Annotated in this window: 19 protein-coding genes; 3 read left to right on the forward strand and 16 right to left on the reverse strand. The window is 69.1% G+C overall.

Annotated features, from left to right (window positions below):
• The first annotated feature begins 51 nt into the window (after positions 1 to 51).
• Together NRG74_RS06705 and NRG74_RS06710 are read left to right on the forward strand one after the other, a co-directional pair.
• Entirely contained in the window at positions 52 to 456 is a 405-nt protein-coding gene (locus tag NRG74_RS06705; protein ID WP_017640167.1) for an antitoxin Xre-like helix-turn-helix domain-containing protein, read from the forward strand.
• The gene (locus NRG74_RS06710; protein ID WP_257706090.1) at positions 450 to 1,157 is read left to right on the forward strand and encodes an RES family NAD+ phosphorylase; all 708 of its coding nucleotides are present in this window, start codon (positions 450 to 452) and stop codon (positions 1,155 to 1,157) included. Before NRG74_RS06705 ends, NRG74_RS06710 begins: the two co-directional genes overlap by 7 nt.
• A gap of 15 nt (positions 1,158 to 1,172) precedes the next feature.
• Here the strand turns inward: NRG74_RS06710 and NRG74_RS06715 are convergent, their stop codons facing one another.
• Genes NRG74_RS06715 through NRG74_RS06730 form a run of 4 tightly spaced genes read right to left on the reverse strand, consistent with a single transcriptional unit; the run spans position 1,173 to position 5,510 of the window.
• Positions 1,173 to 2,540 (reverse strand): glutamine synthetase family protein, encoded by a 1,368-nt coding sequence (locus NRG74_RS06715; RefSeq protein ID WP_257706091.1) that lies wholly within the window; start codon positions 2,538 to 2,540, stop codon positions 1,173 to 1,175.
• Positions 2,537 to 3,937 (reverse strand): aspartate aminotransferase family protein, encoded by a 1,401-nt coding sequence (locus tag NRG74_RS06720; RefSeq protein WP_257706092.1) that lies wholly within the window; start codon positions 3,935 to 3,937, stop codon positions 2,537 to 2,539. The genes NRG74_RS06715 and NRG74_RS06720 overlap by 4 nt, the downstream gene beginning before the upstream one ends.
• Before the next feature lie 39 nt (positions 3,938 to 3,976).
• A complete protein-coding gene (locus NRG74_RS06725; protein ID WP_257706093.1) occupies positions 3,977 to 4,732 on the reverse strand; it encodes an SDR family NAD(P)-dependent oxidoreductase in 756 nt (251 codons plus the stop codon).
• Between the two features lies 1 nt (position 4,733).
• Positions 4,734 to 5,510, reverse strand: a complete 777-nt coding sequence (locus tag NRG74_RS06730; protein WP_257706094.1) for an SDR family NAD(P)-dependent oxidoreductase — start codon at positions 5,508 to 5,510, stop codon at positions 4,734 to 4,736.
• An 86-nt stretch (positions 5,511 to 5,596) separates the two neighbouring features.
• Between NRG74_RS06730 and NRG74_RS06735 the strand changes: the two genes are divergently transcribed.
• On the forward strand, positions 5,597 to 6,493 hold the full coding sequence (locus NRG74_RS06735) for a LysR family transcriptional regulator (protein WP_257706095.1): 897 nt from the start codon (positions 5,597 to 5,599) through the stop codon (positions 6,491 to 6,493).
• A 5-nt stretch (positions 6,494 to 6,498) separates the two neighbouring features.
• On the opposite strand, the gene NRG74_RS06740 is transcribed toward NRG74_RS06735, so the two are convergent.
• From NRG74_RS06740 to NRG74_RS06795, 12 genes are read right to left on the reverse strand one after another with little or no spacing between them, the layout of a single operon-like run.
• Entirely contained in the window at positions 6,499 to 7,110 is a 612-nt protein-coding gene (locus NRG74_RS06740; protein WP_257706096.1) for an RraA family protein, read from the reverse strand.
• On the reverse strand, positions 7,095 to 7,880 hold the full coding sequence (locus NRG74_RS06745; RefSeq protein ID WP_257706097.1) for an IucA/IucC family C-terminal-domain containing protein: 786 nt from the start codon (positions 7,878 to 7,880) through the stop codon (positions 7,095 to 7,097). The genes NRG74_RS06740 and NRG74_RS06745 overlap by 16 nt, the downstream gene beginning before the upstream one ends.
• Entirely contained in the window at positions 7,871 to 8,668 is a 798-nt protein-coding gene (locus NRG74_RS06750) for an ABC transporter ATP-binding protein (protein ID WP_257706098.1), read from the reverse strand. The genes NRG74_RS06745 and NRG74_RS06750 overlap by 10 nt, the downstream gene beginning before the upstream one ends.
• A gap of 10 nt (positions 8,669 to 8,678) precedes the next feature.
• On the reverse strand, positions 8,679 to 9,710 hold the full coding sequence (locus NRG74_RS06755; RefSeq protein WP_257706099.1) for a FecCD family ABC transporter permease: 1,032 nt from the start codon (positions 9,708 to 9,710) through the stop codon (positions 8,679 to 8,681).
• Positions 9,700 to 10,701 carry a FecCD family ABC transporter permease gene (locus NRG74_RS06760; RefSeq protein ID WP_257706100.1) on the reverse strand — a complete coding sequence of 334 codons (1,002 nt, stop codon included), beginning with the start codon at positions 10,699 to 10,701 and terminating at the stop codon, positions 9,700 to 9,702. Before NRG74_RS06760 ends, NRG74_RS06755 begins: the two co-directional genes overlap by 11 nt.
• Complete coding sequence (locus tag NRG74_RS06765) at positions 10,698 to 11,615, reverse strand: ABC transporter substrate-binding protein (RefSeq protein ID WP_257706101.1); 918 nt, start codon at positions 11,613 to 11,615, stop codon at positions 10,698 to 10,700. Before NRG74_RS06765 ends, NRG74_RS06760 begins: the two co-directional genes overlap by 4 nt.
• On the reverse strand, positions 11,605 to 13,455 hold the full coding sequence (locus tag NRG74_RS06770) for an IucA/IucC family protein (RefSeq protein WP_257706102.1): 1,851 nt from the start codon (positions 13,453 to 13,455) through the stop codon (positions 11,605 to 11,607). The genes NRG74_RS06765 and NRG74_RS06770 overlap by 11 nt, the downstream gene beginning before the upstream one ends.
• Positions 13,452 to 14,228, reverse strand: coding sequence for an HpcH/HpaI aldolase family protein (locus tag NRG74_RS06775; RefSeq protein ID WP_257706103.1), 777 nt, complete (start codon positions 14,226 to 14,228; stop codon positions 13,452 to 13,454). Before NRG74_RS06775 ends, NRG74_RS06770 begins: the two co-directional genes overlap by 4 nt.
• Positions 14,222 to 16,063: an IucA/IucC family protein gene (locus NRG74_RS06780; RefSeq protein WP_257706104.1), complete on the reverse strand. Its 1,842-nt coding sequence runs from the start codon at positions 16,061 to 16,063 to the stop codon at positions 14,222 to 14,224. Before NRG74_RS06780 ends, NRG74_RS06775 begins: the two co-directional genes overlap by 7 nt.
• Complete coding sequence (locus NRG74_RS06785; RefSeq protein WP_257706105.1) at positions 16,060 to 17,466, reverse strand: DHA2 family efflux MFS transporter permease subunit; 1,407 nt, start codon at positions 17,464 to 17,466, stop codon at positions 16,060 to 16,062. The genes NRG74_RS06780 and NRG74_RS06785 overlap by 4 nt, the downstream gene beginning before the upstream one ends.
• On the reverse strand, positions 17,463 to 18,671 hold the full coding sequence (locus tag NRG74_RS06790; RefSeq protein WP_257706106.1) for a type III PLP-dependent enzyme: 1,209 nt from the start codon (positions 18,669 to 18,671) through the stop codon (positions 17,463 to 17,465). The genes NRG74_RS06785 and NRG74_RS06790 overlap by 4 nt, the downstream gene beginning before the upstream one ends.
• The gene (locus tag NRG74_RS06795; protein ID WP_257706107.1) at positions 18,664 to 20,436 is read right to left on the reverse strand and encodes an IucA/IucC family protein; all 1,773 of its coding nucleotides are present in this window, start codon (positions 20,434 to 20,436) and stop codon (positions 18,664 to 18,666) included. The genes NRG74_RS06790 and NRG74_RS06795 overlap by 8 nt, the downstream gene beginning before the upstream one ends.
• Between the last annotated feature and the right edge of the window lie 43 nt (positions 20,437 to 20,479).

Raw genomic sequence — 20,479 nt, forward strand, 5'->3', positions numbered from 1 at the left:
TATCTGTAGACGCAATTTCATTATATTTGCATCTACAGATTGGAGAATCCTATGTCCCAGGTCGTTGCCGTTGAACAGTTTTCGAAAAGCCAGAGCACGGCCGGCCTACGGGCAGCGCTCAACATTCTGGACAGATGGCAGGCCTCCAGTGAGCAGAGTTGCCGCATCTTGCGCATCTCGCGCAGCACCTACACCCGGGCCTTGCAGCGGGAAGGTAACTGGGCGGTGAGTCTGGATGCCGATCAGCTCCAGCGTGTCAGCCTGGTGCTGAACATGCATTCCGCGCTACGCCTGGTCTTCGACAACCCGGAAAACGTCTACGGCTTCGTCGCCATGGCCAATCACAATGAGTTCTTCAATGGCCGTTCGCCTCTGGAGATCATGGCCCAGGGCGACATGATCTCGCTCTATGAGACCTTCCGGCGTATCGACGTCCTGCGCGGTGCTGGATGGTGAAGCTGGAAGACCTGCCCCTGCTCGCGGATGAGCGGCTACAGGGGCATCGCCTGATCAATTCCAAGTTTCCGCCAATCGACCTGTTCGACGATGTCGCCAATGCCGAGGACTTCGCGGCGCTGCACCAGTTGCAGGCTCTGACCAACCCGCGACTGCAGAACGAGCTAGGGCGTCTGGAGCTGATCCCCCTGGCACAGATCCCCTTCGGTATCTCTGGCTGCTCCTATGCCGTGGCACCTTTCACCCATGTAAATCCCGCAGGGTCTCGCTTCAGCGATGGCAGCTTTGGCGTTCTCTACCTCGCCGACCATCCCGATACCGCCCTTGCCGAGGTTCGCTATCATCAGCAAGCGTACTGGTCGAAGGTGCCCGCGCTGAAATACGAGCGGTTCGTCTTCCGCAATCTTTCGGTGAGCTTCTCTGAAGAGGGCTTCCGCGATGCCCTGGTGCTGGAAGCGACCGATGCCCTCTACCACCCCGCAGACTACGGCGCGGCGCGTAGTCTTGGCGCCGCCGCCAAACGCGCCGGCTGCCCAGGCCTGCGCTATCGCTCGGTGCGGCGTCCCGGCAACCACTGCTGGGCATTGCTGACCCCAGGACGGATCAGTGCGGTGGTCCAGGCGGCGCCGGTTGAGATGATCTGGAACGGCGGCATCATCAGCGTCAATCGCCTCACCGCCGTGCCGGGCGAGCCGAACTGATCAGGTAGCGCCCCCTCAGGCGTGGGTCAGATACCAGCGCCAGTCCTGCTCCCCCACCTCGGCCATGAACTGCCGGTATTCCGCGCGCTTGATGGCGAGGTAGACCTCGATGAACCGCTCCCCCAGCGCCTCCTTGATCCACGCAGAGCGCTCCAGCGCCTGCAGCGCGGTCAGCCAGTCGGTGGGCAGCAGGTCGGTGGCCTGCTCGTAGCCATTGCCGACGATGGCGGGTCCCGGGTCACGCTCGTCACGGATGCCTTCGTGGATGGCGGCGAGGATGGCCGCGGCGGCCAGATAGGGATTGGCATCGGCGCCGCAGATGCGGTGCTCGATATGGCGACTGCTGGCCGGACCGCCGGGCACGCGCAGGGACACGCTGCGGTTGTTGACCCCCCAGCTCTTGGCCAGCGGCGCGTAACTGTTGGCCTGGAAACGGCGGTAGGAGTTGGCGTTGGGACAGAAGATCGCCAGGGCATCCAGCATCCGGTGCTGCATGCCGCCGATGGAATGGCGCAGCAGCGGCGTGCCCTGCGGGTCCTCGCTGGCATAGAGGTTGTTGCCCTCGGCATCGGCCAGGCTGACGTGCAGGTGCAGGCCGCTGCCCGCCTGGTCGCCGAACGGCTTGGCCATGAAGCAAGCCTGCAGGCCGTGGCGGTTGGCCACGCCCTTGACCAGGCGCTTGTAGCGAACGCCTTCATCGATGGCCTGCAGGGCGTCGAAACGGTGCAGCAGGGTCAGTTCGAGCTGGCCGGGGGCGTATTCGGAGATGGCCGTGCGCACCGGCAGGCCCTGCACCTCACAGGCAGCGTAGAGGTCATCGAGAAAGGGCTGCAGCTGCTCCAGTTCGTAGACCCCGTAGACCTGCGGCGAGCCGGGTCGCACGCCATTCATCTGCAGCGCCGGTTGCGGCCGGCCCTGGGCATCGCGGGTGCGGTCGAGCAGATAGAACTCCAGTTCCACCGCCATCACCGGCTGGAAGCCGTCGGCCTGCAGCCGTTCGATCACCCGTACCAGGGCGTGCCGGGGATCGGCGGGCGTGGCCGGCAGCCCCTGGGTCGGGTGCATGCTCACCTGCACCTGACCGGTCGGGGTGCTGCGCCAGGGTTGCAGGGTCAGACTGCCGGGCAGTGGATAGGTCCAGCAGTCGACATCGGCGACCTCCCAGACCAGACCGGTGGCTTCGACGTCTTCCCCCTGCAGGGTCAGCGCCAGGATGGAGCTGGGCAGCGGCCGGCCCTCCTCGTAGATGGCCAGCAATTCGTCCCGGTGCAGCAGCTTGCCGCGGGGCACGCCATTGGCATCGATCAGCATGAGTTCGATGCTGCGCACCTCGGGGTGGGCGGCGAGGAAGTCGCGGGCTTCCTGGGCGTCGGCGAAGTTCATGGCTGACACTCCCGGGCGCCTGGCAGCGCCAGGAGTTCGGCGAGGCCCTGGTCGAGGGTGGCGAGCAGTAGATCGACGTCCGCCGCAGCGAGATCCGGGCAGCACAGGGTCATGTTGTGGAAGGGGGTGATGAGGATGCCCCGGTTGATCAGATAGAGGTGCAACGCCTGCTGCAGGCTGTCATGGAAGGCGGCTTCCGCCTCGGCGCCGGTAGTGGGCGGCGTGGCGCAGAACTGGAATTCGCAGCGGGCGCCCAGCTCCGTCACCGACCAGGCCAGACCATGGCGGGCGATCACCGCGCGCAGACCGGCGGCCAGTCGCGCTGCCAGCGGCAGCATCCGTTCGTAGGCGGCCGGCGTCGCCACTTCCTCCAGGTTGACTCTAAGGCAGCGCATGGCCAGGGCATTGGCCGACAGCGTGGTGCCCATGCCGCTGTGCCCATGGCCGTGGCTGGTCTCGCTGGCGTGCTGCTGCGCCAGGCGCATGGCCTGGGCCATCTCGTGGCTGCAGCCATAGGCCGAACAGGGCACGCCACCGGCGATGGGTTTGCCGAAGGTGATGAAGTCCGGCTGCAGATTCCAGGCGCGGGTACAGCCGCCGGGGCCGGTGGACAGCGTGTGGGTCTCGTCGATGATCAGCAGGGTGCCGTATTGCCGGGTCAGGGCGCGGACCTGGTCCATGAAGCCCGGGGTGGGCAGCACCATGCCGATGTTGGTCATGGCCGGTTCGCAGATCAGCGCGGCAACGTCACCCTTCGCCAGCGCCTCCTCCAGCGCCGCCAGGTCGTTGAAGGGCACGGCCCGGCTGGTCTCGGCCAGGTTGTGCGCCTGGCCGATCAGGCCGCCGCGGTGCACGGTGCGCCCCTCCTGATGGCGCACCATGACGTCGTCGACGGTGCCGTGATAGCAGCCGTCGAACACCAGCAGCACCTTGCGATTGGTGATGGCGCGCGCCCAGCGGATGACATAGCGGTTGGCGTCGGTGGCGGTGGTCGCCACCTGCCAGAACGGCAGGCCGAAGCGCTCGGCGAGCAACTCCCCGGCGACCACGGCATCCTCGCCGGGCAGCATGGTGGTGAGCCCGCGCGCGCCCTGCTCGGCCAGGGCCCGGGCGATGGGCGCCGGCGAATGGCCGAACATGCTGCCGGTATCGCCCAGACAGAAGTCGATGTACTCGTGGCCGTCTACATCGTGGAAGCGCGAACCCTGGGCATGGCTGACGAACAGCGCACTGGGCATCGACCAGTCGTTCATCCAGTGCATGGGCACGCCGCCGAACAGCGAGTGCCGGGCCCGCTCGGCCAGGGCGAGGGATTTGGGATTGCGCGCCAGGAAGCGCTCGCGTTCGGCCGCGACGAAGGTCTGGACGGCGGCTTCGCTGATACCACTGGTGGTCATGTCGGACTCCTCTTGGGGTGGAGGGCGTCTCGGCCGGGCTCAGTGCCCGGCCGAGACGCCGCAATCGATGGCCAGGTCGGCGCCGGTGATGGAGCGGGCGGCGGGTTGGCACAGGAAAAAGGCCAGTTCGGCGACTTCCTCGGGTTGGATGAAGCGCGCCTGCTCGCCTTGCGGATACTTCTCCAGCAATTCCCGCAGATAGGCGGCGGGATCGCCATTGCCGTAGCGCTCTGCCTGAAAGCTCAGCATGGGCGTCGCCACATCGCCGGGGGAGATGCTGTTGCAGCGCACCCCGCTGGGCGCCAGGTCCAGTGCCAGGGCCTTGGTCATCAGGGTCACCGCGCCCTTGCTGGCACAGTAGACGGCGGCATTGCGATTGCCCTGGCGACCGGCATCGCTGCTCAGGTTGACGATGGCGCCGCGGGTGTCGCGCAGCGCGGGGATGGCCGCGGCGCAGAGAAAGAAGCTGGCCTTGAGATTGACGTCCAGCACCAGGTCGAAGTCTTCCTCGCTGAAGGTCTCGGCCGGGCCTTCGCGCCAGACGCCGGCGCAGTTGACCAGGGCGTCGAGGCGACCGAGGCGGTCCAGAACGCGAGAGACCACCTCCCGGCTCGCGCCCGCCTGGCGCAGGTCGGCGGCGTGCTGACCGGCAAGGCGGCCGTCGGCCTGTAGCGTCGCCAGGGCCGCGCCGTCGAGATCGGTGCCAAAGACCTGCCAGCCCGCCTGCAGGAAATGCTCGCGCACCGCCCCCCCGATGCCCCCCAGTACCCCACTGACCAGTACGACCGGCTGCATGTCAGGCCCCCTTGTTTTCGATGCGGCTGTTGCCGCCGTCCACCACCAGGTATTCCCCGGTGATGTAGCTCGCCTCGGGCGAGGCCAGGAAGGCCACCGCCGCGGCGACCTCGGCGGGGCGGCCGGCGCGACCCACGGGGACCCGGGTCGCGGCCTGCAATTCTTCCGGCAGGCTGGAGGCGGTCTCGATCCAGCCAGGGGCCACGGCGTTGACCGTGATGCCCTGCCCGGCCACCTCCAGCGCCAGACTCATGTTCATGCCGACCATGGCCGCCTTGGCCGCGCTGTAGGCCGCCGCCTGCGGAATGCCCGCCCGGGTGCCGGTGGCGGAACTGACATGGACGATGCGGCCATAGCCGCGCGCCTGCATGCCGGGCAATATGGCGCGGGTCAGCAGGAAGGCCGTGGTCAGGTTGCGCGCCAGGGTCAGATTCCAGTCGGCCAGGGTCATCCGCGCCACCTCCACCAGGGGCTCTGGACTGCCCTGCATGGTCATGCCGGCATTGTTGACCAGGATGTCGATGCGGCCCCAACGCGCTTCGGCCCACTGGCAGAAGTCGCCAACGGCGGCCTCCTCGGTAAGATCCAGCGCCCGCCCTTCAGCGGTGAAGCCGGCGGCGCGCAATTCCGCCACCCGCTCCGCGATCCGGGCACTGCTGGCGGTGACGATCAACCGCGCCCCTGCCGCACCCAGACGCCGGGCGATCGCCATGCCTATGCCGACTGCGCTGCCGGCACCGCTGATCAGGGCCACCTGGCCCGCCATCGACTCGCTCATGTCGCTGTCTCCATCGTTGTCTGACTGGACTCTAAGCCTGTCTGGCTGATACAAAAAGACGATCGTTATCAGCGAAATTGACAACCATGGCTTTCACCAGCGAAACGCTCCGGGTCTTCCTCGCCGTGATCGACGAAGGCTCTTTTTCCGCGGCGGCTCGCGTCCTGGGGCGGGTGCCGTCAGCGGTGAACATGGCGATCTCCCAACTGGAGGCCGAACTGGACCTGGTACTGTTCGATCGCGCCACCCGCAAGGCGCTACCGACGCCTGCGGCCCGTGCCCTCGAACCCCAGGCGCGGCAGGTAGCCAGCCAGCTCACGCTGCTCGACGCCCATGCCCTGCAGCTGCACGGGGGGCTGGAGCGGCGCTTCGTACTGGTGATGGCGCCGGAGTTGCAGACCGGTGCCTGGAGTCGGCCGCTGGTGACCCTGGCCGAGGAATTTCCGGCGCTGGAAATCGAGATCCGCTCGGCGGCGCGCGCCGAGGCGATCCGCCTGCTGCACGAGGGCAGCGTCGACCTGGCGCTGATCTTCGAACGACCGGGGATCAACGAGCAGGAAGGTTTCGCCGAGGCCGGCAGCCAGTTGCTCACGGCGGTGGCGGCGCCCGGCTACCCCTCGACCCGCACCGGTCGACCTCTGGGCGAAACGCTGATGGCCGACACCCGCCAGATCGTGGTGGCCGGCGGCGACCGCAACGCCTCGGACCCGCAGATCGTGCTGTCGCAGCGGGTCTGGCTGACCGACAGCTATCTGGCGACGCTGGACCTGGTGCAGGCCGGGCTGGGCTGGGCCTATCTGCCCCATCCGCTGGTGCGCCCACTGATCGCCGCCGGGCTGCTCGAACAGGTGCAATTCGACAACATGGCCAGCCAGATCCGTCGCTGGATCGACGTCATCTGGATCAAGAGCCGCCCCCAGGGTCTGGGCGCGCGGCGCTATCTGCAGCTCTTGCGCGAGCAGATCGGCACCAAGCCGGAATAGTAGCCTTAGCGCCCTTCGGTGAGCCGCTGCAGCAGTTGCGCACGCCGCGCCTGGTCCGCGGCTTCCTTGGCCTGGGCCAGTGGCAGCAAGGTTGCGGCCAGCGCGGGCGACAGGACGAACAATCCGTCGTCGTCTCCCAGGGCGAGATCACCGGGGCAGACGAGCGTCTCGCCGAGCTGGAGTTCGACGTTCAATTCGCCCAGCGCCTCGCCGCCCTGGGTGGTGACGGCGCTGATGCCGCGATGGAACACCGGCAGGCCGAGCTGGCGAATTGCCTGGATGTCGGTGATGGCGCCGCTCACCACCACGCCGGCCAGGCCCTTGATCAGGGCCGCCAAGGTGCGCAATTCGCCCCAGCAGGCGCAGTGGGGATCGCCGACGGCCTCGATCACCAGGACGTCGCCCGGGCGGCTGGCGATCAGCGCCTCGCGCAACAGGGCGCCGTGGGGCAAGGGGATGCGCACCGTGACCACCCGGCCCAGCAGGCGCGTGCCGGCTACCGCGGGCTTGAGCTCGGGCAGGTAACCCGTACGTCCGAGATGGCCCAGGGTCGAGGCGGATACCTCGGCGTAGCCGGCGATCAGCTCGGCGGGTAGCTCGCTCAGGTGGCCGGGCATGCGACCTCCCGCGGACGCATCAACGGACAGTTGGAACAGTATTCGGCGGGCGCCGTCGCCTGATAGTAGAAGCAACAGGTACGTCGGAAACGGACGGGACGTCCCACGGTACTGGCTGTTGCAGGCCGGCGGAACTGCGCCAGCGGATTGGTCTCCAGGCCCAGCTCCGCCGGCGTGGCCGCCAGCAGCCAGGCGAAGTCCTCGGCGCAGCGGGCACGAATGGCCGGATCGTCCAATTCCGCAAGGCGCCGGTCGTACAGCGAGTAGAGCCGCACCGCGGCATTCTCCCAGAGGATGCGGGGCGAGACGCGGCCGACCCGTGCCAGGGTCTCCCAGAGCGGTTGCAGCAGATCACCGAACAGGGTGCGCGCCAGCCAGGCGCGGGCAGCGGCATGATCCTCCAGGGCGGGCAGCGGCCGGGTGTCGCTCAACGGCAGGGCCGATCGCCAGCGCCCCTGGACGTGGCCATCCTCGATCCAGACATTGCCAGGCGAAAGGTCCAGACGCCGGCCGTAGGCCGACAGGGCCTGGAAGGCCACCCCGGTGGTGAGGAAGCCCAGCCGCTTGGTCAGCAGCGACGCCGCGACCCGCCGCGTGGGGGCTTCCATTCGCTCCGCCAGGTCGTCGAGCAACTCGGCGCAGCGCGCGGCGTCCAGCCAGACGGCGACCGGTTGGCTGTGCTGCCCGTCGCGCTCGCTGGCTTCGCGCAGGCCGAAGGTCTCGCGCAATACCTGCAGGTGTTCAGCCGCCAAGGCAGGCCTCAGGCACATGGCGGTACCTCGCGGCCAAAGGGAATGCACAGCGGCGTGCCGAAATAGGGATCGGCGATGATCCGACATTCCAGGGCGAACACCTCGCGTACCAGGGCTTGCGTCAACACCGCCGCGGGTGCGCCCTGGGCGAAGGCACGCCGCTGGTGGACGGCGACCAGGTGATCGGCGTAGCGGCAGGCGAGATTGAGGTCGTGCAGCACCATGACGATGGTCTTGCCCTCCTCCCGGTTCAGCTGCCGTAACAGGTCCAGCACCTCGATCTGGTGCGCCAGGTCCAGGTAGGTGGTGGGTTCGTCCAGCAGCAGGCAATCGGTATCTTGAGCCAGGGTCAGGGCGATCCAGGCGCGCTGGCGCTGACCGCCGGAGAGATCGTCCACCGGCCGCTCCGCCAGCCCCAGCAGGTCGGTGAGGCACAGCGCCTTGTCCACCGCCGCGGCATCGTCCGCCGACCATTGACGCATCCAGTTCTGGTACGGATAGCGGCCCAGGCTCACCAGCTGCCGCACACTGATGCCCTCGGGCGCCACCGGGGTCTGTGGCAGGACCGCCAATCGCCGGGCCAGGGCGGCGGTGGACTGCCGGTGGATGTCCTGGCCGTCGAGCAGCACCTGGCCCTGGCGCGGCTCCAGCAGCCGGGCGCAGGCCTTGAGCAGGGTGCTCTTGCCGGAGCCGTTGCTGCCAATGAGGACCGAGACCTGGCCCGGTGGTAGTTCGAGGTCGAGGGCCTCGATGATGGTCTGGGTGCCGTAGCCGAGGGTCAGGCCGCGGCTGGCCAGGGTTGCCATGAAGACTCCTTCAGGGACGTTGCCGGATCAGCAGGTAGAGGAAAAAGGGGGCCCCCAGGGCGGCGACGAAGATGCCGGCCGGCAGATCCAGGGGCAGGAACAGGGTACGACCCAGGAGATCGGCGAGCATCACCAGCAGGGCCCCCACCAGGGCCGCCATCAGCGCCTGACCGGCGAAACCGCCCGGTACCAGGCGACGGGCGATATGGGGCGCGATGAGCCCGACGAAGGCGATGGCGCCGCCCGCAGCGATGGCCACCCCGGCCAGGGCCACGGCCAGTGCCAGCAAGGCCGCGCGCTGCCGCTGCAGGCGCACGCCGAGGCCGCGAGCCAGGTCGTCGTCGAGTTGCGCCAGCACGGCGTGTCGAGCCAGAGCCGCCAGTGGCAGCAACAGGGCCAGCCACCAGAGGCCCAGGGCGCGCACCTCCGGCCAGCTGGCGCCATAGACGCTGCCGGTCAGCCAGACGTAGGCGGACAGCGTGGTGGTCAGCGGACTGAACACCAGCAGGAAGGTAGTGGCCGCGGCGAGCATGGCCGACACCCCTACCCCCACCAGCACCAGGCGCAACGGCGAGGCTCCGTGATTCCAGGCCAGGCCATAGACCAGTAGCGCCGCCAGGCCCGCGCCGAGCATGGCGGCCAGCGGCAGGCCATTGGGCCCCAGACCTTCCGCCAGAAACGCCAGATAGAAGACCGCCCCGGCACTGGCGCCACTGGTGATACCCAGCAGGTCCGGGGACGCCAGGGGATTGCGCACCTGCCCCTGGAGCAGCAGGCCGGATACCGCCAGGGCGCCACCCACCAGGGCCGCCAGCAGCGCTCGGGGCAGGCGCAGCTGGGTGACGATGAAGCCCAGCCCACCATTCGCGTCGTCGGCAAAGGCGGCCAGCACCTGGGTGGGTGTCAACCAGACCTTGCCCAAGCAGAGGCACAGCAGCAAGGCCGCCAGGGCCACCAGCGCAGCGACGGTCAGCCGCCTCAGGATGGCCGGCGCCACACGCCGGGAGAAACGGCCGAGCCGCCAGACGACTTCAGCGGCCATGGCGGCCTCCCTGGCGCGCGAGATGGATGAAGAAGGGCCCGCCGAACAGGGCGGTCATGATGCCCACGGGCACCTCCTGGGGCAGGATCACCACCCGCGCCAGGCTGTCGGCCAGCACCAGCAGCAGGGCCCCGCCCAGGGCGCAGCCCGGGATCAGCCAACGATGCTCATGGCGTGATCGCGCCAACAGCCCGCGGACCAGATGCGGCACCATCAGGCCGATGAAGCCGATGTTGCCGGCCAGGGCCACGGCGCTGCCGGCCAGACAAATCACCAGCACCCCGGCCAGCAGGCGGATCAACCCGATGGGCTGACCCAGGCCGCGGGCCAGGTCGTCGCCGGCGACCAGTACGTCGAGCTGCCCGGCCAAGACCACGGCGGCGGCCAGGGCCAGCAGGCTGAACACCAGCAAGGGGGCGGCAGTGTCCAGGTTGCGCTCGCCTACCGAGCCGGCCAACCAGAACAGCACGCTATCCAGGCCCTCCTGGTTGATCACCAGCAGTGCCTGGCTGAAGGCGGTGAACAGCGCCGCCAGGGCGGCGCCGGCCAGCACGATGCGCAGCGGCGTAAGGCGCGCCTGGCCCTGGTTGCCCAGTAACCACACCAGCGTGCCGGCCACCGCCGCGCCCAGCAACGCGCAAAGCACCCAGCTTTCCGTGCTGGAGAGCCCCAGCAGGGTGATGCCCAGCACCAGGGCGAAGGTAGCGCCGGCGTTGATGCCGAACAGTCCCGGCGAGGCCAGGGGGTTGCGCGTCATGGCCTGCATCAGGGCACCGGCCACCGCCAGGTTGGCGCCCACCACCAGGGCGACCAGTAGGCGCGTCAACCGGGTGGTGTTGACCAGGGTGGCGTCCAGCGCCAGCGAGGAGTCCTGCACCAGGGCAGCCACTACGCTACCAGGCGCGATCCAGCGGGCGCCGACCGAAAGGCTCAGCACGGCGGTCAGCGCCAAGGCCAGGGCGAGCAGCAGCAATCTGAACGGCGCAGTCATGCAGCCCCCTGGATGGCCAGGACGCGCTCGATGTCGTCCAGCAGCAGATTGGCCGCGAGAATGCCGCCGCCCAGGCTCCAGGCCACTCCATCGACCCGCCAGACCTGGCCGCGCCGGGGTGCGCTCAGGCGCTGCCAGAGCGGGTGCTCGATCAGGCTCGCGTAGTTGCGCTGCACTGCGGCCTGGTTGGCACGCAGGAAGACGAAGAAGACCTCGGCCTCCACCACCGGCAGGCTTTCCCGGGAGGTCAGCTTGATCGAGGGGCTGGCGTTGCCCTGGCTGGCTGCTGGCCAGGCGAAGCCCAGCTCGCTGAGTACTCGTCCGGCGAAGCTGTCGGGCAGGTAGCTGCGCAGGTGATCGGCGCGCACGTCCAGTACCGCCACCGTCGGCGGCCACTGGGCTCCGTAGTGCCGCTGCAGCGCGGCGCGCAGGTGATCGATGCGCGCCTGCCAGGCGTGCAGCAGCGCCGTGGCAGCTGCCTCACGCCCCGCGGCGGTGCCCAGGGCCAGCAGGGTCTGCTTGAATTCGAAGACCTCCTCCAGCATCACCACCGGGCACAGCTGCTGCAGCAAGGGCGCGATCCGACCATGGCGAAAGCGCGAGGCGACGATCAGCTCCGGCGCCAGCAGCGCCAGGTCCTCCAGGCTGGGTTGGGTTTCCAGGCCCAGCGAAGGCACCCCCGCCAGCGCCGGGCGTAGATAGCGATAGACCGGTTTCTCGCTCCAGGACTCGACCACGCCGCAGGGCCTGAGTCCCAGGGCCACGGCGCTGTCGGTGGCGCCCTGGAACAGGCTGGCCACCCGCCCGGGCTGCGCCTGGGCCACGCCCGGCTGCAGCGCCAGGCCGGTTGCAAGAACGCCGCCGAGCTCAAGGAGCCGGCGGCGGGTCATGGCTGAGGACGAACTAGGGGGCATGGCTCACCTGATGAAAGGGATTGACCACCCTGCCCTTGCCGAACGGCATGCTGCCGGGCCCTCCGGCCCGCTCGATCATCGGGCGCAGCAGCCACTTCTGCGGCCAGTCCGGCGCCTCGAACAGCGTTTCCCGGAGCAGTGCCCGGGCCTCAGCATCGAAGTCCAGGGTCGCGATGCGCTCTTCCAGCACCTCGCGCAGCAGCGTCCAGGCGGCGGTCAACGGGATATCGTAGCAGCTCGCTAGGGTCTCGAAGATGGCCCTGAGGTTGACCTGGATGCCCAGGGTCTGGAACCAGAACAGCAGGTCGCGCGGATGCTCGTGGTAGAGGGTCTGGGCATGGCCAGGCTTGATCCGGTACTGCGGATCGGCCAGGCCCTGGCGCTCCAGCCAGGGCACGTACAGGCGCAGGGAGTCGTGGTCGCGTAGCAGCAGGCCCTGGATGCGCCCGGCGCGCCAGACCAGCACGGCATTCTGCCCGTGCACCTCACCGAGCAGGCCGAGGCGGAACAGCCGTAGGTTGAGGTCGATGAAACTGTGGCAGAGCTCACCCAGCAACAGCAGGACATTGGCCGGCGTCGGTGCCAGCGCACGGGCCGCCAGCCAGTCATCGAAGAAATGTCGGCGACTGCCCGGCAGCGGCGTACCGAGCGCGGCCATGGGCAGCAGGCGGCAGTCCGGATCGGCCAGCAGCGCCGCGGGATAGCCGCGCACCATGGCTGACAGATGCCGCGGCGCCTCGTCGAAGAGGGTCGCCGCCGGCGGCATGAAGGCCCACCAGCGCGACTCGTCGCACAGGTGCAGGCTCTCCGCGAGCACCGGGTCCAGGGTGCGGGCCTGGCGCAATAGGGCCTCGCTGCGCGAGCCGTTGATCATCTTCACCGCCGGCAGGTAGCGCGAAGCGCCCAGGGAATGTATCGCCATGGGCAACTTGAGCTGGGCCACGCCCGCGCCCTCCTCCATGAGCATGGAGCGCAGCGACGAGGTCGCGTGGCAGCGTGCGCCGGCGAAATCCAGGTGCTGGCAAACGCCGCTGGCGAAGGCCTCGTCCAAGCGGCCCGGCAGTCCCTCGGCGAGTTGCCAGGGGTGTACCGGCAGCGCCAGGTGACTCTCGGCCACGCCGCGCTGCTGCAATTCGCCCTGCAACTCGGCCAGCGCGGCTGGGGTCAGCAGGTCGGCTGCCGGCCCCTGGCCCTCCGCCGCCACGCCCTCGCCGCACAGCAGCTGATCGCGGCGCACCGCGACCCAGGCCAGGCGCACGGGTTGGTCGAATTCGGCCTGATAGGCCTGGTAGTCGGCGTCGCTCAGCCCCAGCTTGGCCTTGGCCAGGGGGTGATAGGGTCGATCCCGCAGGGCGGCCCAGCGTTCAAGCTGTAGGAAAGCGGCCTGGCCGTCGCCCTGCAGCAGCGGACCCGGGACCAGGGGCCGTTCCAGCGACAACCGTGTCTGCCGCAGACTGGTGGCCAGGGTCTCGCGCAGCAGGGCGATGCCTCGCGCCTGCTCCGGGTCGGCGGCCGCCTGGGCGAACACCAGGGTGACGAAGGCATCGGGCGTGAGGATGCTCCAGGCGTCGCCCTGGCGCGCCAGGAGCGGCGTACCGGGCACCTTCACCCAGGCCTGGGTGATGCCCGGGCGCACCCGCGCGGCGATGAAGCGCTGTTCGCGGGGATCGCAGCAGTATTCCCAGAGGCGCTCCTCCGGGGCGGCCGGCTGCAGGATGGCGGGATGTTCCGGGGCCGCGGCCGCCAGGGTCACGGCAAGCGGGGCAAAGATGTCTTCGGCCAGCAGGCAGTCGAACAGGTCCTGCAGGATCAGGTCGGTGGCGAGGGTCTGGGCGTTCATGGGGATTCTCCGCAGGAATGGGCGGTCAGGCGGGCCTGCAGGGCCCGAAAGGCGATGCCGCGCTCGTCGCCGAGCACGAAGGTGGTGACGCCCCGGGCGCGCCAGAGGTCGAGGTCCTCCGGCTGCCGGGGGATGGCGCAATAGGGGGTGCCCTGGCGCTGGGCGGCGGCCCAGGTCTGGCGCAGGGCCTCCTGCACCTCTGGATCGGCGATGCGCCAGGGGCGGCCGAGGGATTGCGACAGGTCCGCCGCCCCTTCGAGCAGCAGGTCCACTCCCGGTACCGCGGCGATTTCCGCCGCCCGGGCGACGCCCGCGGCGCTCTCGATCATGGCGACCACCAGGATCTGCGCATTGGCGCGGGTCACGTAGTCGGCCAGGCTGGTTTTGCCGAAGGAGCCCGGACGCCCGGCATTGAGGCTGCGTTCGCCCTCCGGGTGGTATTTGCAGGCGCGCACCGCGGCGGCCAGCACCGCCGGGTCCTCTACGCAGGGCAGCACGATCCCCTGGGCGCCGGCATCGAGCAGGCGCAAGAGGCGCTTGGGCTCGGCGTCCGGCACCCGCACCAGCGGCGTGAGGTCGTAGCTCTCGGCGGTGCGGATCATGTTCTCCAGGGTTTCCGGATTGATCAGCACGTGCTCCATGTCGATGATCACGAAGTCATAGCCGGCTTCGGCGATCAGCTCGATGCTGGCGGGCGTAGGCAGCGAGGCGAACAGGCCGTGGCTGGGCATGCCGGCCGCCAGGGCGGCCTTGAGTCGATTGCGCCTCAGCATGCGGCGGGCCGATAGGGATGCAGGGGGTTGGCCACCGCCTTGAAGCGCCGCTCGCCATCGCCCAGCAGGCGCCGCTTGGTCAGCTCCTCCACCTCGAAGGTGGGGGCGAAGACGTCGAACAGCGCATAGCGCTCCCGGTGCTGGGGATGGGCGCGCTGGTAGTCGAGGATGACTGTGGCGGTCGCCTGCCAGAAGTCGGCCTCGGCCAGGGCGAAGTGCTGGCGCAGGAACACCGCCAGCTCGCCCAGGGCGATGAAGAAGAAGGCATCGCAGGTGAAGTCGCGGACCGCCGCCACGTCCTCGGTGAGGATGAAGGAGTTGCGGTTGATCCGCGCATGGCTCGCCGGCAAGGGCTCCAGGGTCGGGCGCAGTTCCGGGCGCGCCAGGTGGCGCTCGGCGTAGCGCACGCCGTCGTGGAAATCCTTGAGGGCGATGCGCAGCGGCCAGCCGTCGCGGTGGATCAGCACGATGTTCTGGCCATGGGACTCCATGCCGATGCCTTCGGCGTGGAGCATGTGCATGAGCGGCGTCACCGTGACCTTGAGCAGTTGCCGCAGCCAGGCGTCGAGGCCGTGGCGCTCGATCCAGGCGGCAACGAAGGGCTGCGGCGCGCCCTGGCCGTAGCGATTCTCCACCTGGGTCAGGCCGTTGAAGGGTACCGCCTGTTCATCCGCGCGCAGATAGGCATGGATGCTCTCGCGCCAGATGGCACCGAGGGTGCCATAGACCTGCCCCGCCCGGCTGACCGGCAGCGCGCGACTGTCGTAGGCGACGCCGGCGACCTCGCCGAGCACCACGAAGTCCAGGTCGCGGGCCGTAGCATCGGTTTCGATCAGGCGCTGCAGCCAGTCGGTGATGATTGGGCCGTTGAGCACCGTATGGCGCGCCAGGATGCGGGTGCTGGAGGTATTGGTCAGGCACATCGCCAACTTGACGTAGGGCCGCTGGGGCGCACTGCGATTGGCCAGGGTGCGGATGGACTGCTGGGCGGCGTACTGGTCGAGGGAGGTGCCCAAATAAAGCAGCTCGCCGCTGACCAGTTCGGGCTGGAACAGCGCGGCCAGGTGCTGCTCCCACTGCCAGGGATGCACGGGGATCAACTGGTAGTCGTCCAACGCCCGTCCCTGTTCGCGCCAGTCGGCGGCCAGGGCCGCCCAGCGCTCTTTGCCGAACTCCTCGGCGATGAAAGCCGGGAAGTCCAGTCGACGGGAATGCCCCACCGAGGCCCGGTCACGCGCCAGGGCCAGCCAGACCAGCTGGATCGGCTCGCCGAACTCCGGTCCGTAGCGGCGATTCTCGGCCAGGGAGAAGCCGATGCGCGACTTGTAGCAGGGGTGGTAGCCATGGGCATCCATGAAGTGCCGCTCCAGCGCGTCCACGTCCAGTTCGTGGGCCGGGCGGTCAGGACGATAATCCTGGCGGCGCGACTGCAGGTCCTTGAGCAACGTCTGCTCCAGCTCCTGGACGAAGCGCGGCCACAGCGGCGCGTCGCTCCGCTCGGCAAGCAGTTCGGCCAGGGTCTCGTGCAGCGTCGGCGCACGGCTCCCCTGGGCGTCCTGGCGCACCAGGCGCTGGGGGTCCAGGCGGATCAGGCCGAAGCTGGCAGCGGCGGGCGCATAGCCCAGGTACTGCACCGGTTGGCCATCGGCGGCGCGACCGGCCAGGCGATACTGCGCCAGGCCATCCGCCACTGGCTGTACCTGGGCGCTGAGCACCTCTTCGTAGATCAGCGTCTGCAGCAGCTGCGCCACCACGCGCTGCTCGACCTGGCGATAGAGGGCGGCGTCGGCGGGCGACGGCCAGGGCTGCGCAGGAAGTGAAAACTGAGCGGTCATGAGTACCTCCGAACGGAAAGGGATTGGCCGGCGGGAAAGCGCCAGGCCCAGGGCAGTGCCAGCAGGATGAACAGGCCGGTGGCGACGAAGGCGTCCTGGATGGCGACGCCGGTGGCCGCCTGGCGCGGGCCCCAGCCGGCCGCGCCGCCCAGGCGCAGTTCCAGCCACAGGGAGGCGGCCACCACGGCCACCGAGGACACCAGCCGCCGGGCGATGTTGTTCATGGCCGCGCCCTGGGTGACCTGGGTATCCGGCAGGGTGTTGAGGCCGGCGGTGGTGGCCGGCATGTAGGACAGCCCCAGGCCGACGCCGCGCAGCACCATCAGCGCGCAGATCCAGGCGAGCCCGGCATGGCTGCCGACCACCCCCAGGGCCAGGGTGGCGAGGCCGCTGAGGGTCAGGCCGGTGGCGATCACCCCGCGGGGTCCGCGACGGTCGAGCAGACGGCCGCCGACCTGACCGAACAGCGCCGCCGCCAGCGCCGTGCAGAGCAGTGCCAGACCGGTCCAGAGCGCGCTGTGGCCCAGTACCAGCTGGATGAGCAGCGGCAGCAGCACCAGGCATTCGAACATGCCCACCGCCTGGACCACGGCGATGATGACGCTGGCCCGGTAGCCGCGCAGGGCGAACAGTCGCAACGGCAGCAGCGGATGGCGGCGCCGCAGTTGCAGGCGGACGAAGGCCAGCAGGCACAGGAATCCGGCCGCCAGGGCCAGCAGATTGAGAGGTTCGCCCAGCGCCGTCAGCTCGCGCAGCCGGCCGAGGGTCACCAGCAGCAACCCCAGGCCAGTGGCGATCAGCAGATAGCCGGCCAGGTCGAAGGGCTTGTGTTCGCGGGGGGCATCTGCGGGCAGCACCACCTGCCCCATGGCCAGGGCCAGCAGGCCCACCGGGACGTTGAGCAGGAACAGGGCGCGCCAGTCGAACACCTCCAGCAGCAGGCTGCCGCACAGCGGACCCAGCGCCGGTGCCAGCATCACCGCCCCACCCCACCAGCCGGTCACCCGGCCGCGTTCCTCTTTGGGATAGACGGAAAAGATGATGCCCAGCGCCAGGGGGATCATCAGGCCGCTGGCCACCCCCTGGATCACCCGCGCCGCCAGCACCCCGGCGATGGAGTCGGCCAGGGCGCCCAGTGTCGAACCGGCGATGAAGGCCAGCAGCCCGAGGCGATAGAGCCGCCGCCGACCGATCCGCCCGGCCAGGAAACCGGTCAGCGGCATGGTGATGCCCATGGCGAGCATGAAGCTGGCGACGATCCAGCTGGCCAGCAGTGGACCTAGGTCGAAGGCGGCGATGAAGGCCGGCAGCGCTGGATTGAGCGCGGTATTGGCCAGGCTGACGGTGACCGTGCCCAGCAGCACGTTCACCGCCACCCAGACCCGCGGGATCGCCACGCTCACGCCGAGGCCCTTCCGTTCCCGTCGAGGAACAGTTGCCGTGGGCGCGGATGGCAGAGGAAGTCCGCGTGGGAGATGTTGTAGCCATAGGCGCCGGCCAGGGGCAGCACCAGCAGGTCGCCCACCCGTACCTCACCCAGCGGCTGGCCGCGGCTGAGGATGTCCTTGGGGGTACAGAGCTGGCCCACCACCGTCCAGGCCTTGCCCCCCGTCGTGGTCGCCCGCGCCTCGCGCGGCAGGTGCAGCACCGGGTGATCGTGCCCCTGGGCCACCGGCAGACGGAACTGGTGGGTCCCGCCGCGGCAAACCAGGAAGTGCTGGCCGTGGCTGGTCTTGGTATCCAGCACCTCCATGGCGTAGTAGCCGCAGAAGGCCGCGAGGAAACGACCCGGTTCGAAGCGGATCAGCGGCGGCTGCGCCTGGGCGGCCAGGCGGGCGCCCAGGTGGGCGCACAGCCGCGCCCAGTCGAATCGCCGGCCCTCGCGGTAATCCACGCCGATGCCGCCACCGACGTTGAGCCGCACCAGGCTCTCCGGGCGCCGGGCCAGGCCACGCCAGTGCGGCCAGCGCTCCAGGTAGAAGTCCAGCAGCTGCAGATGGCGCTCCACCGAATGATGGTGCGATAGGGCATGCACGTGGAAGCCCTGCAGCTGCAGGTGACTGGCCGCCTCCACCGCCGCCACCGCGGCGGACAGGTCGGCCTCGTCGAAGCCGAAGGGTGTCGCCGTGCCGGCCATGGCCAGGGTACTGGTCAGCCCGGCCGGCAATTGCGGATTGATGCGGATGTACACCGGCTGTCTCCGCCCCAGGGAACGGGCCAGGCGTTGCAGGCGCTGGATCTCGCCGAGGCTCTCCAGGTGGATGGCTTCGACCCCGGCGCTCAGGGCGGTGCGCAGGTCGGAATCCAGCTTGCCCGGCCCGGAGAAGACGAACGGCTTGCGCTGCGGGCAGGCGGCAAGGCGGTCGATCTCGCCACCGGAAGAGATCTCGAAGCCGTGCACCAGCGGCGCCAGGGCCGCCAGGATCGGCGCCTCGCTGTTGGCCTTGATGGCGTAGTACAGCTCCACGCCTGGCGGCAATTCGGCCATCAGCGCGGCGACGTGCCGCCGCAGGGCATCGAGATCGTAGACGAAGGCCACCAGCGGATCGCTGGACTGCGCCTGGGCCTCCACCAGGGCGGTGCGTACCGCGGCAGGAAGCTCACCCATAACGCACCTCCGCGCCCCAGGGGCAAGGCAACTGTACGTAACCGGCCTGGCGATCGGCCTGGGCCGCGAGGCGTACCTTGAGATTGGTCTTGCAGGGAATGGGTTGGCCGGCGATCAGCGCATCCAACTCGGGGGCGGCGCGTTGCAGGTCGCGGCGGATGGCGATCAGCTCGGCTTCCACCTGCCGCCACAGACGCGGCGCCAGGTGCGGTCGCTCCCAACTCAGCGCCAGCACCGCCTCGGCGAGGTTGTTGACGAACAGGCAGTAGGCGATGCGCCGCCAGCCCTGGTCGCGGCTATAGAGCAACGACTGGCGCACCCGGGGCTGGACGTGGGCGTCCAGCGCCTCGGCGCCCAGGCTGTCAGTCAGCTTGATGCCTTCGAAGTCGCGCAGCAGCAGGCGGATGGGCCGGCCGTTGTCATGCACCAGCACGCAGTTCTGCAGGTGTGGTTCCAGCACCACGCCGTGCTCGAAGAACAGTCGCAGCACCGGCCCCAGCAGCAGCCGCTGATAGTCCTGGAACCAGGCCAACCGCGCCTGATCGCTGGCTGGCTGGCCGCCGCAGCGGGTGAGGAAGTCCTGCAGCAGCGGCTGCAGGCGGGTGTCGCGGGCGAACAGGGTGCCGGCCAGCAGGCAGCAGTCGGCGCCATGCTCCAGGCAGAAGTTCTCGCGCAGGATGGCACCGGTCTGCTCGCGGAACCAGCGCTCGTCCTCGGCACTCGCCGCCGGCGGTGCCCAACTCAGGGCGCCGGGCTCGCGCACCATGTCCAGGCCCGCCACCCGCCCCTGCAAGCGCTGCATGAGGCGGTCGACGATCAGGGTGCTTTCCAGTTCGTACCAGGCGTTCTTGCGTACGCAATTGGTGATACGCACATTGAGCGAGCCCTTGACGAAGAAGGCATGGCCTTCGCGGTACCAGGTGCGCATGGAGGCCGTGGGGCTGGCCAGCGCGCCGCTGGCGCCGAGGTCGCGGAGCTCGCCCTGGGCGAGCAGGGTCTGGACCCGTGGATCGCCCAGGAACAGCTGCGCCTGGACCGGGTGCAGCACGATGCGCACGCGCCCCGGGGCGGTCTGCGCCTGGTCCACGAAGCCCTGCAGCACCTGGGCATCGCTGAGGCCGTTGCCCGCCACCCGCAGCCCGGCACGGGGCACCTCTAGCACGTGCATGGGGGTGCTGGTGTGCAGTTCCGGTGCATAGGCCTCGGCCGGCAAGGGCTCCGGCCAGCGCCGGGCCTTGGGTGCCGGGTGATTGGGGTGGCCGAACCACAGGCCCTGCTCGCTGGCCAGATAGTCGCTGAGCGGAGCGGGATGGCGCGAGACCTGCACGTGGTCGACGATGGCCGCGGTCAGGCGCTGGCTCTGCAGGACCTGTTGCAGCAATTCGTTATTGTGGGCGCCGGCGAGTTCTTCGCAGGCCTCCAGCAGAAAATCGATGAAGGCAGGAAAGTCCGGGCAATACCAGGCCTGGTCACCCCGTCTTACATAGATATCGGATAGATAACGCTGGCTGCCGAGTTCATCCTGTCGATCGACGACCAGAAAGAACTGGCGATCGCCGGGAAAGTTTATCAGCAGCGGGATACCACCGCCTTGCAACCAACTCAGATAATTGGCCGGCGCTATACCCCGGCGATCTTCCGGCCAGTTATAAGTCAGGCACTTTTCCGGCAGCGCGAATTCCTTGATGAGGCAATTCATCAAGGCGTGGGAAGACGCCAGCTCACTGACGATGCGGGAAAGCAGAGTGGATTCGAAAGAGGTCATGGCAGTGTCCAAAAGGTGGCGCGTCCCTGCGGGCGATCCGGTG

Source organism: Pseudomonas oryzihabitans, assembly GCF_024652905.1.
Lineage (GTDB): Bacteria > Pseudomonadota > Gammaproteobacteria > Pseudomonadales > Pseudomonadaceae > Chryseomonas > Chryseomonas benzopyrenica.

What these genes read in the sequence shown, in the direction of transcription:
- NRG74_RS06705 (WP_017640167.1), top strand. Translation starts at nt 52, where the DNA reads ATGTCCCAGGTCGTTGCCGTTGAACAGTTTTCGAAAAGCCAGAGCACG.
- NRG74_RS06710 (WP_257706090.1), top strand. Translation starts at nt 450, where the DNA reads ATGGTGAAGCTGGAAGACCTGCCCCTGCTCGCGGATGAGCGGCTACAG.
- NRG74_RS06715 (WP_257706091.1), bottom strand. Translation starts at nt 2,540, where the DNA reads ATGAACTTCGCCGACGCCCAGGAAGCCCGCGACTTCCTCGCCGCCCAC.
- NRG74_RS06720 (WP_257706092.1), bottom strand. Translation starts at nt 3,937, where the DNA reads ATGACCACCAGTGGTATCAGCGAAGCCGCCGTCCAGACCTTCGTCGCG.
- NRG74_RS06725 (WP_257706093.1), bottom strand. Translation starts at nt 4,732, where the DNA reads ATGCAGCCGGTCGTACTGGTCAGTGGGGTACTGGGGGGCATCGGGGGG.
- NRG74_RS06730 (WP_257706094.1), bottom strand. Translation starts at nt 5,510, where the DNA reads ATGAGCGAGTCGATGGCGGGCCAGGTGGCCCTGATCAGCGGTGCCGGC.
- NRG74_RS06735 (WP_257706095.1), top strand. Translation starts at nt 5,597, where the DNA reads ATGGCTTTCACCAGCGAAACGCTCCGGGTCTTCCTCGCCGTGATCGAC.
- NRG74_RS06740 (WP_257706096.1), bottom strand. Translation starts at nt 7,110, where the DNA reads ATGCCCGGCCACCTGAGCGAGCTACCCGCCGAGCTGATCGCCGGCTAC.
- NRG74_RS06745 (WP_257706097.1), bottom strand. Translation starts at nt 7,880, where the DNA reads ATGTGCCTGAGGCCTGCCTTGGCGGCTGAACACCTGCAGGTATTGCGC.
- NRG74_RS06750 (WP_257706098.1), bottom strand. Translation starts at nt 8,668, where the DNA reads ATGGCAACCCTGGCCAGCCGCGGCCTGACCCTCGGCTACGGCACCCAG.
- NRG74_RS06755 (WP_257706099.1), bottom strand. Translation starts at nt 9,710, where the DNA reads ATGGCCGCTGAAGTCGTCTGGCGGCTCGGCCGTTTCTCCCGGCGTGTG.
- NRG74_RS06760 (WP_257706100.1), bottom strand. Translation starts at nt 10,701, where the DNA reads ATGACTGCGCCGTTCAGATTGCTGCTGCTCGCCCTGGCCTTGGCGCTG.
- NRG74_RS06765 (WP_257706101.1), bottom strand. Translation starts at nt 11,615, where the DNA reads ATGCCCCCTAGTTCGTCCTCAGCCATGACCCGCCGCCGGCTCCTTGAG.
- NRG74_RS06770 (WP_257706102.1), bottom strand. Translation starts at nt 13,455, where the DNA reads ATGAACGCCCAGACCCTCGCCACCGACCTGATCCTGCAGGACCTGTTC.
- NRG74_RS06775 (WP_257706103.1), bottom strand. Translation starts at nt 14,228, where the DNA reads ATGCTGAGGCGCAATCGACTCAAGGCCGCCCTGGCGGCCGGCATGCCC.
- NRG74_RS06780 (WP_257706104.1), bottom strand. Translation starts at nt 16,063, where the DNA reads ATGACCGCTCAGTTTTCACTTCCTGCGCAGCCCTGGCCGTCGCCCGCC.
- NRG74_RS06790 (WP_257706106.1), bottom strand. Translation starts at nt 18,671, where the DNA reads ATGGGTGAGCTTCCTGCCGCGGTACGCACCGCCCTGGTGGAGGCCCAG.
- NRG74_RS06795 (WP_257706107.1), bottom strand. Translation starts at nt 20,436, where the DNA reads ATGACCTCTTTCGAATCCACTCTGCTTTCCCGCATCGTCAGTGAGCTG.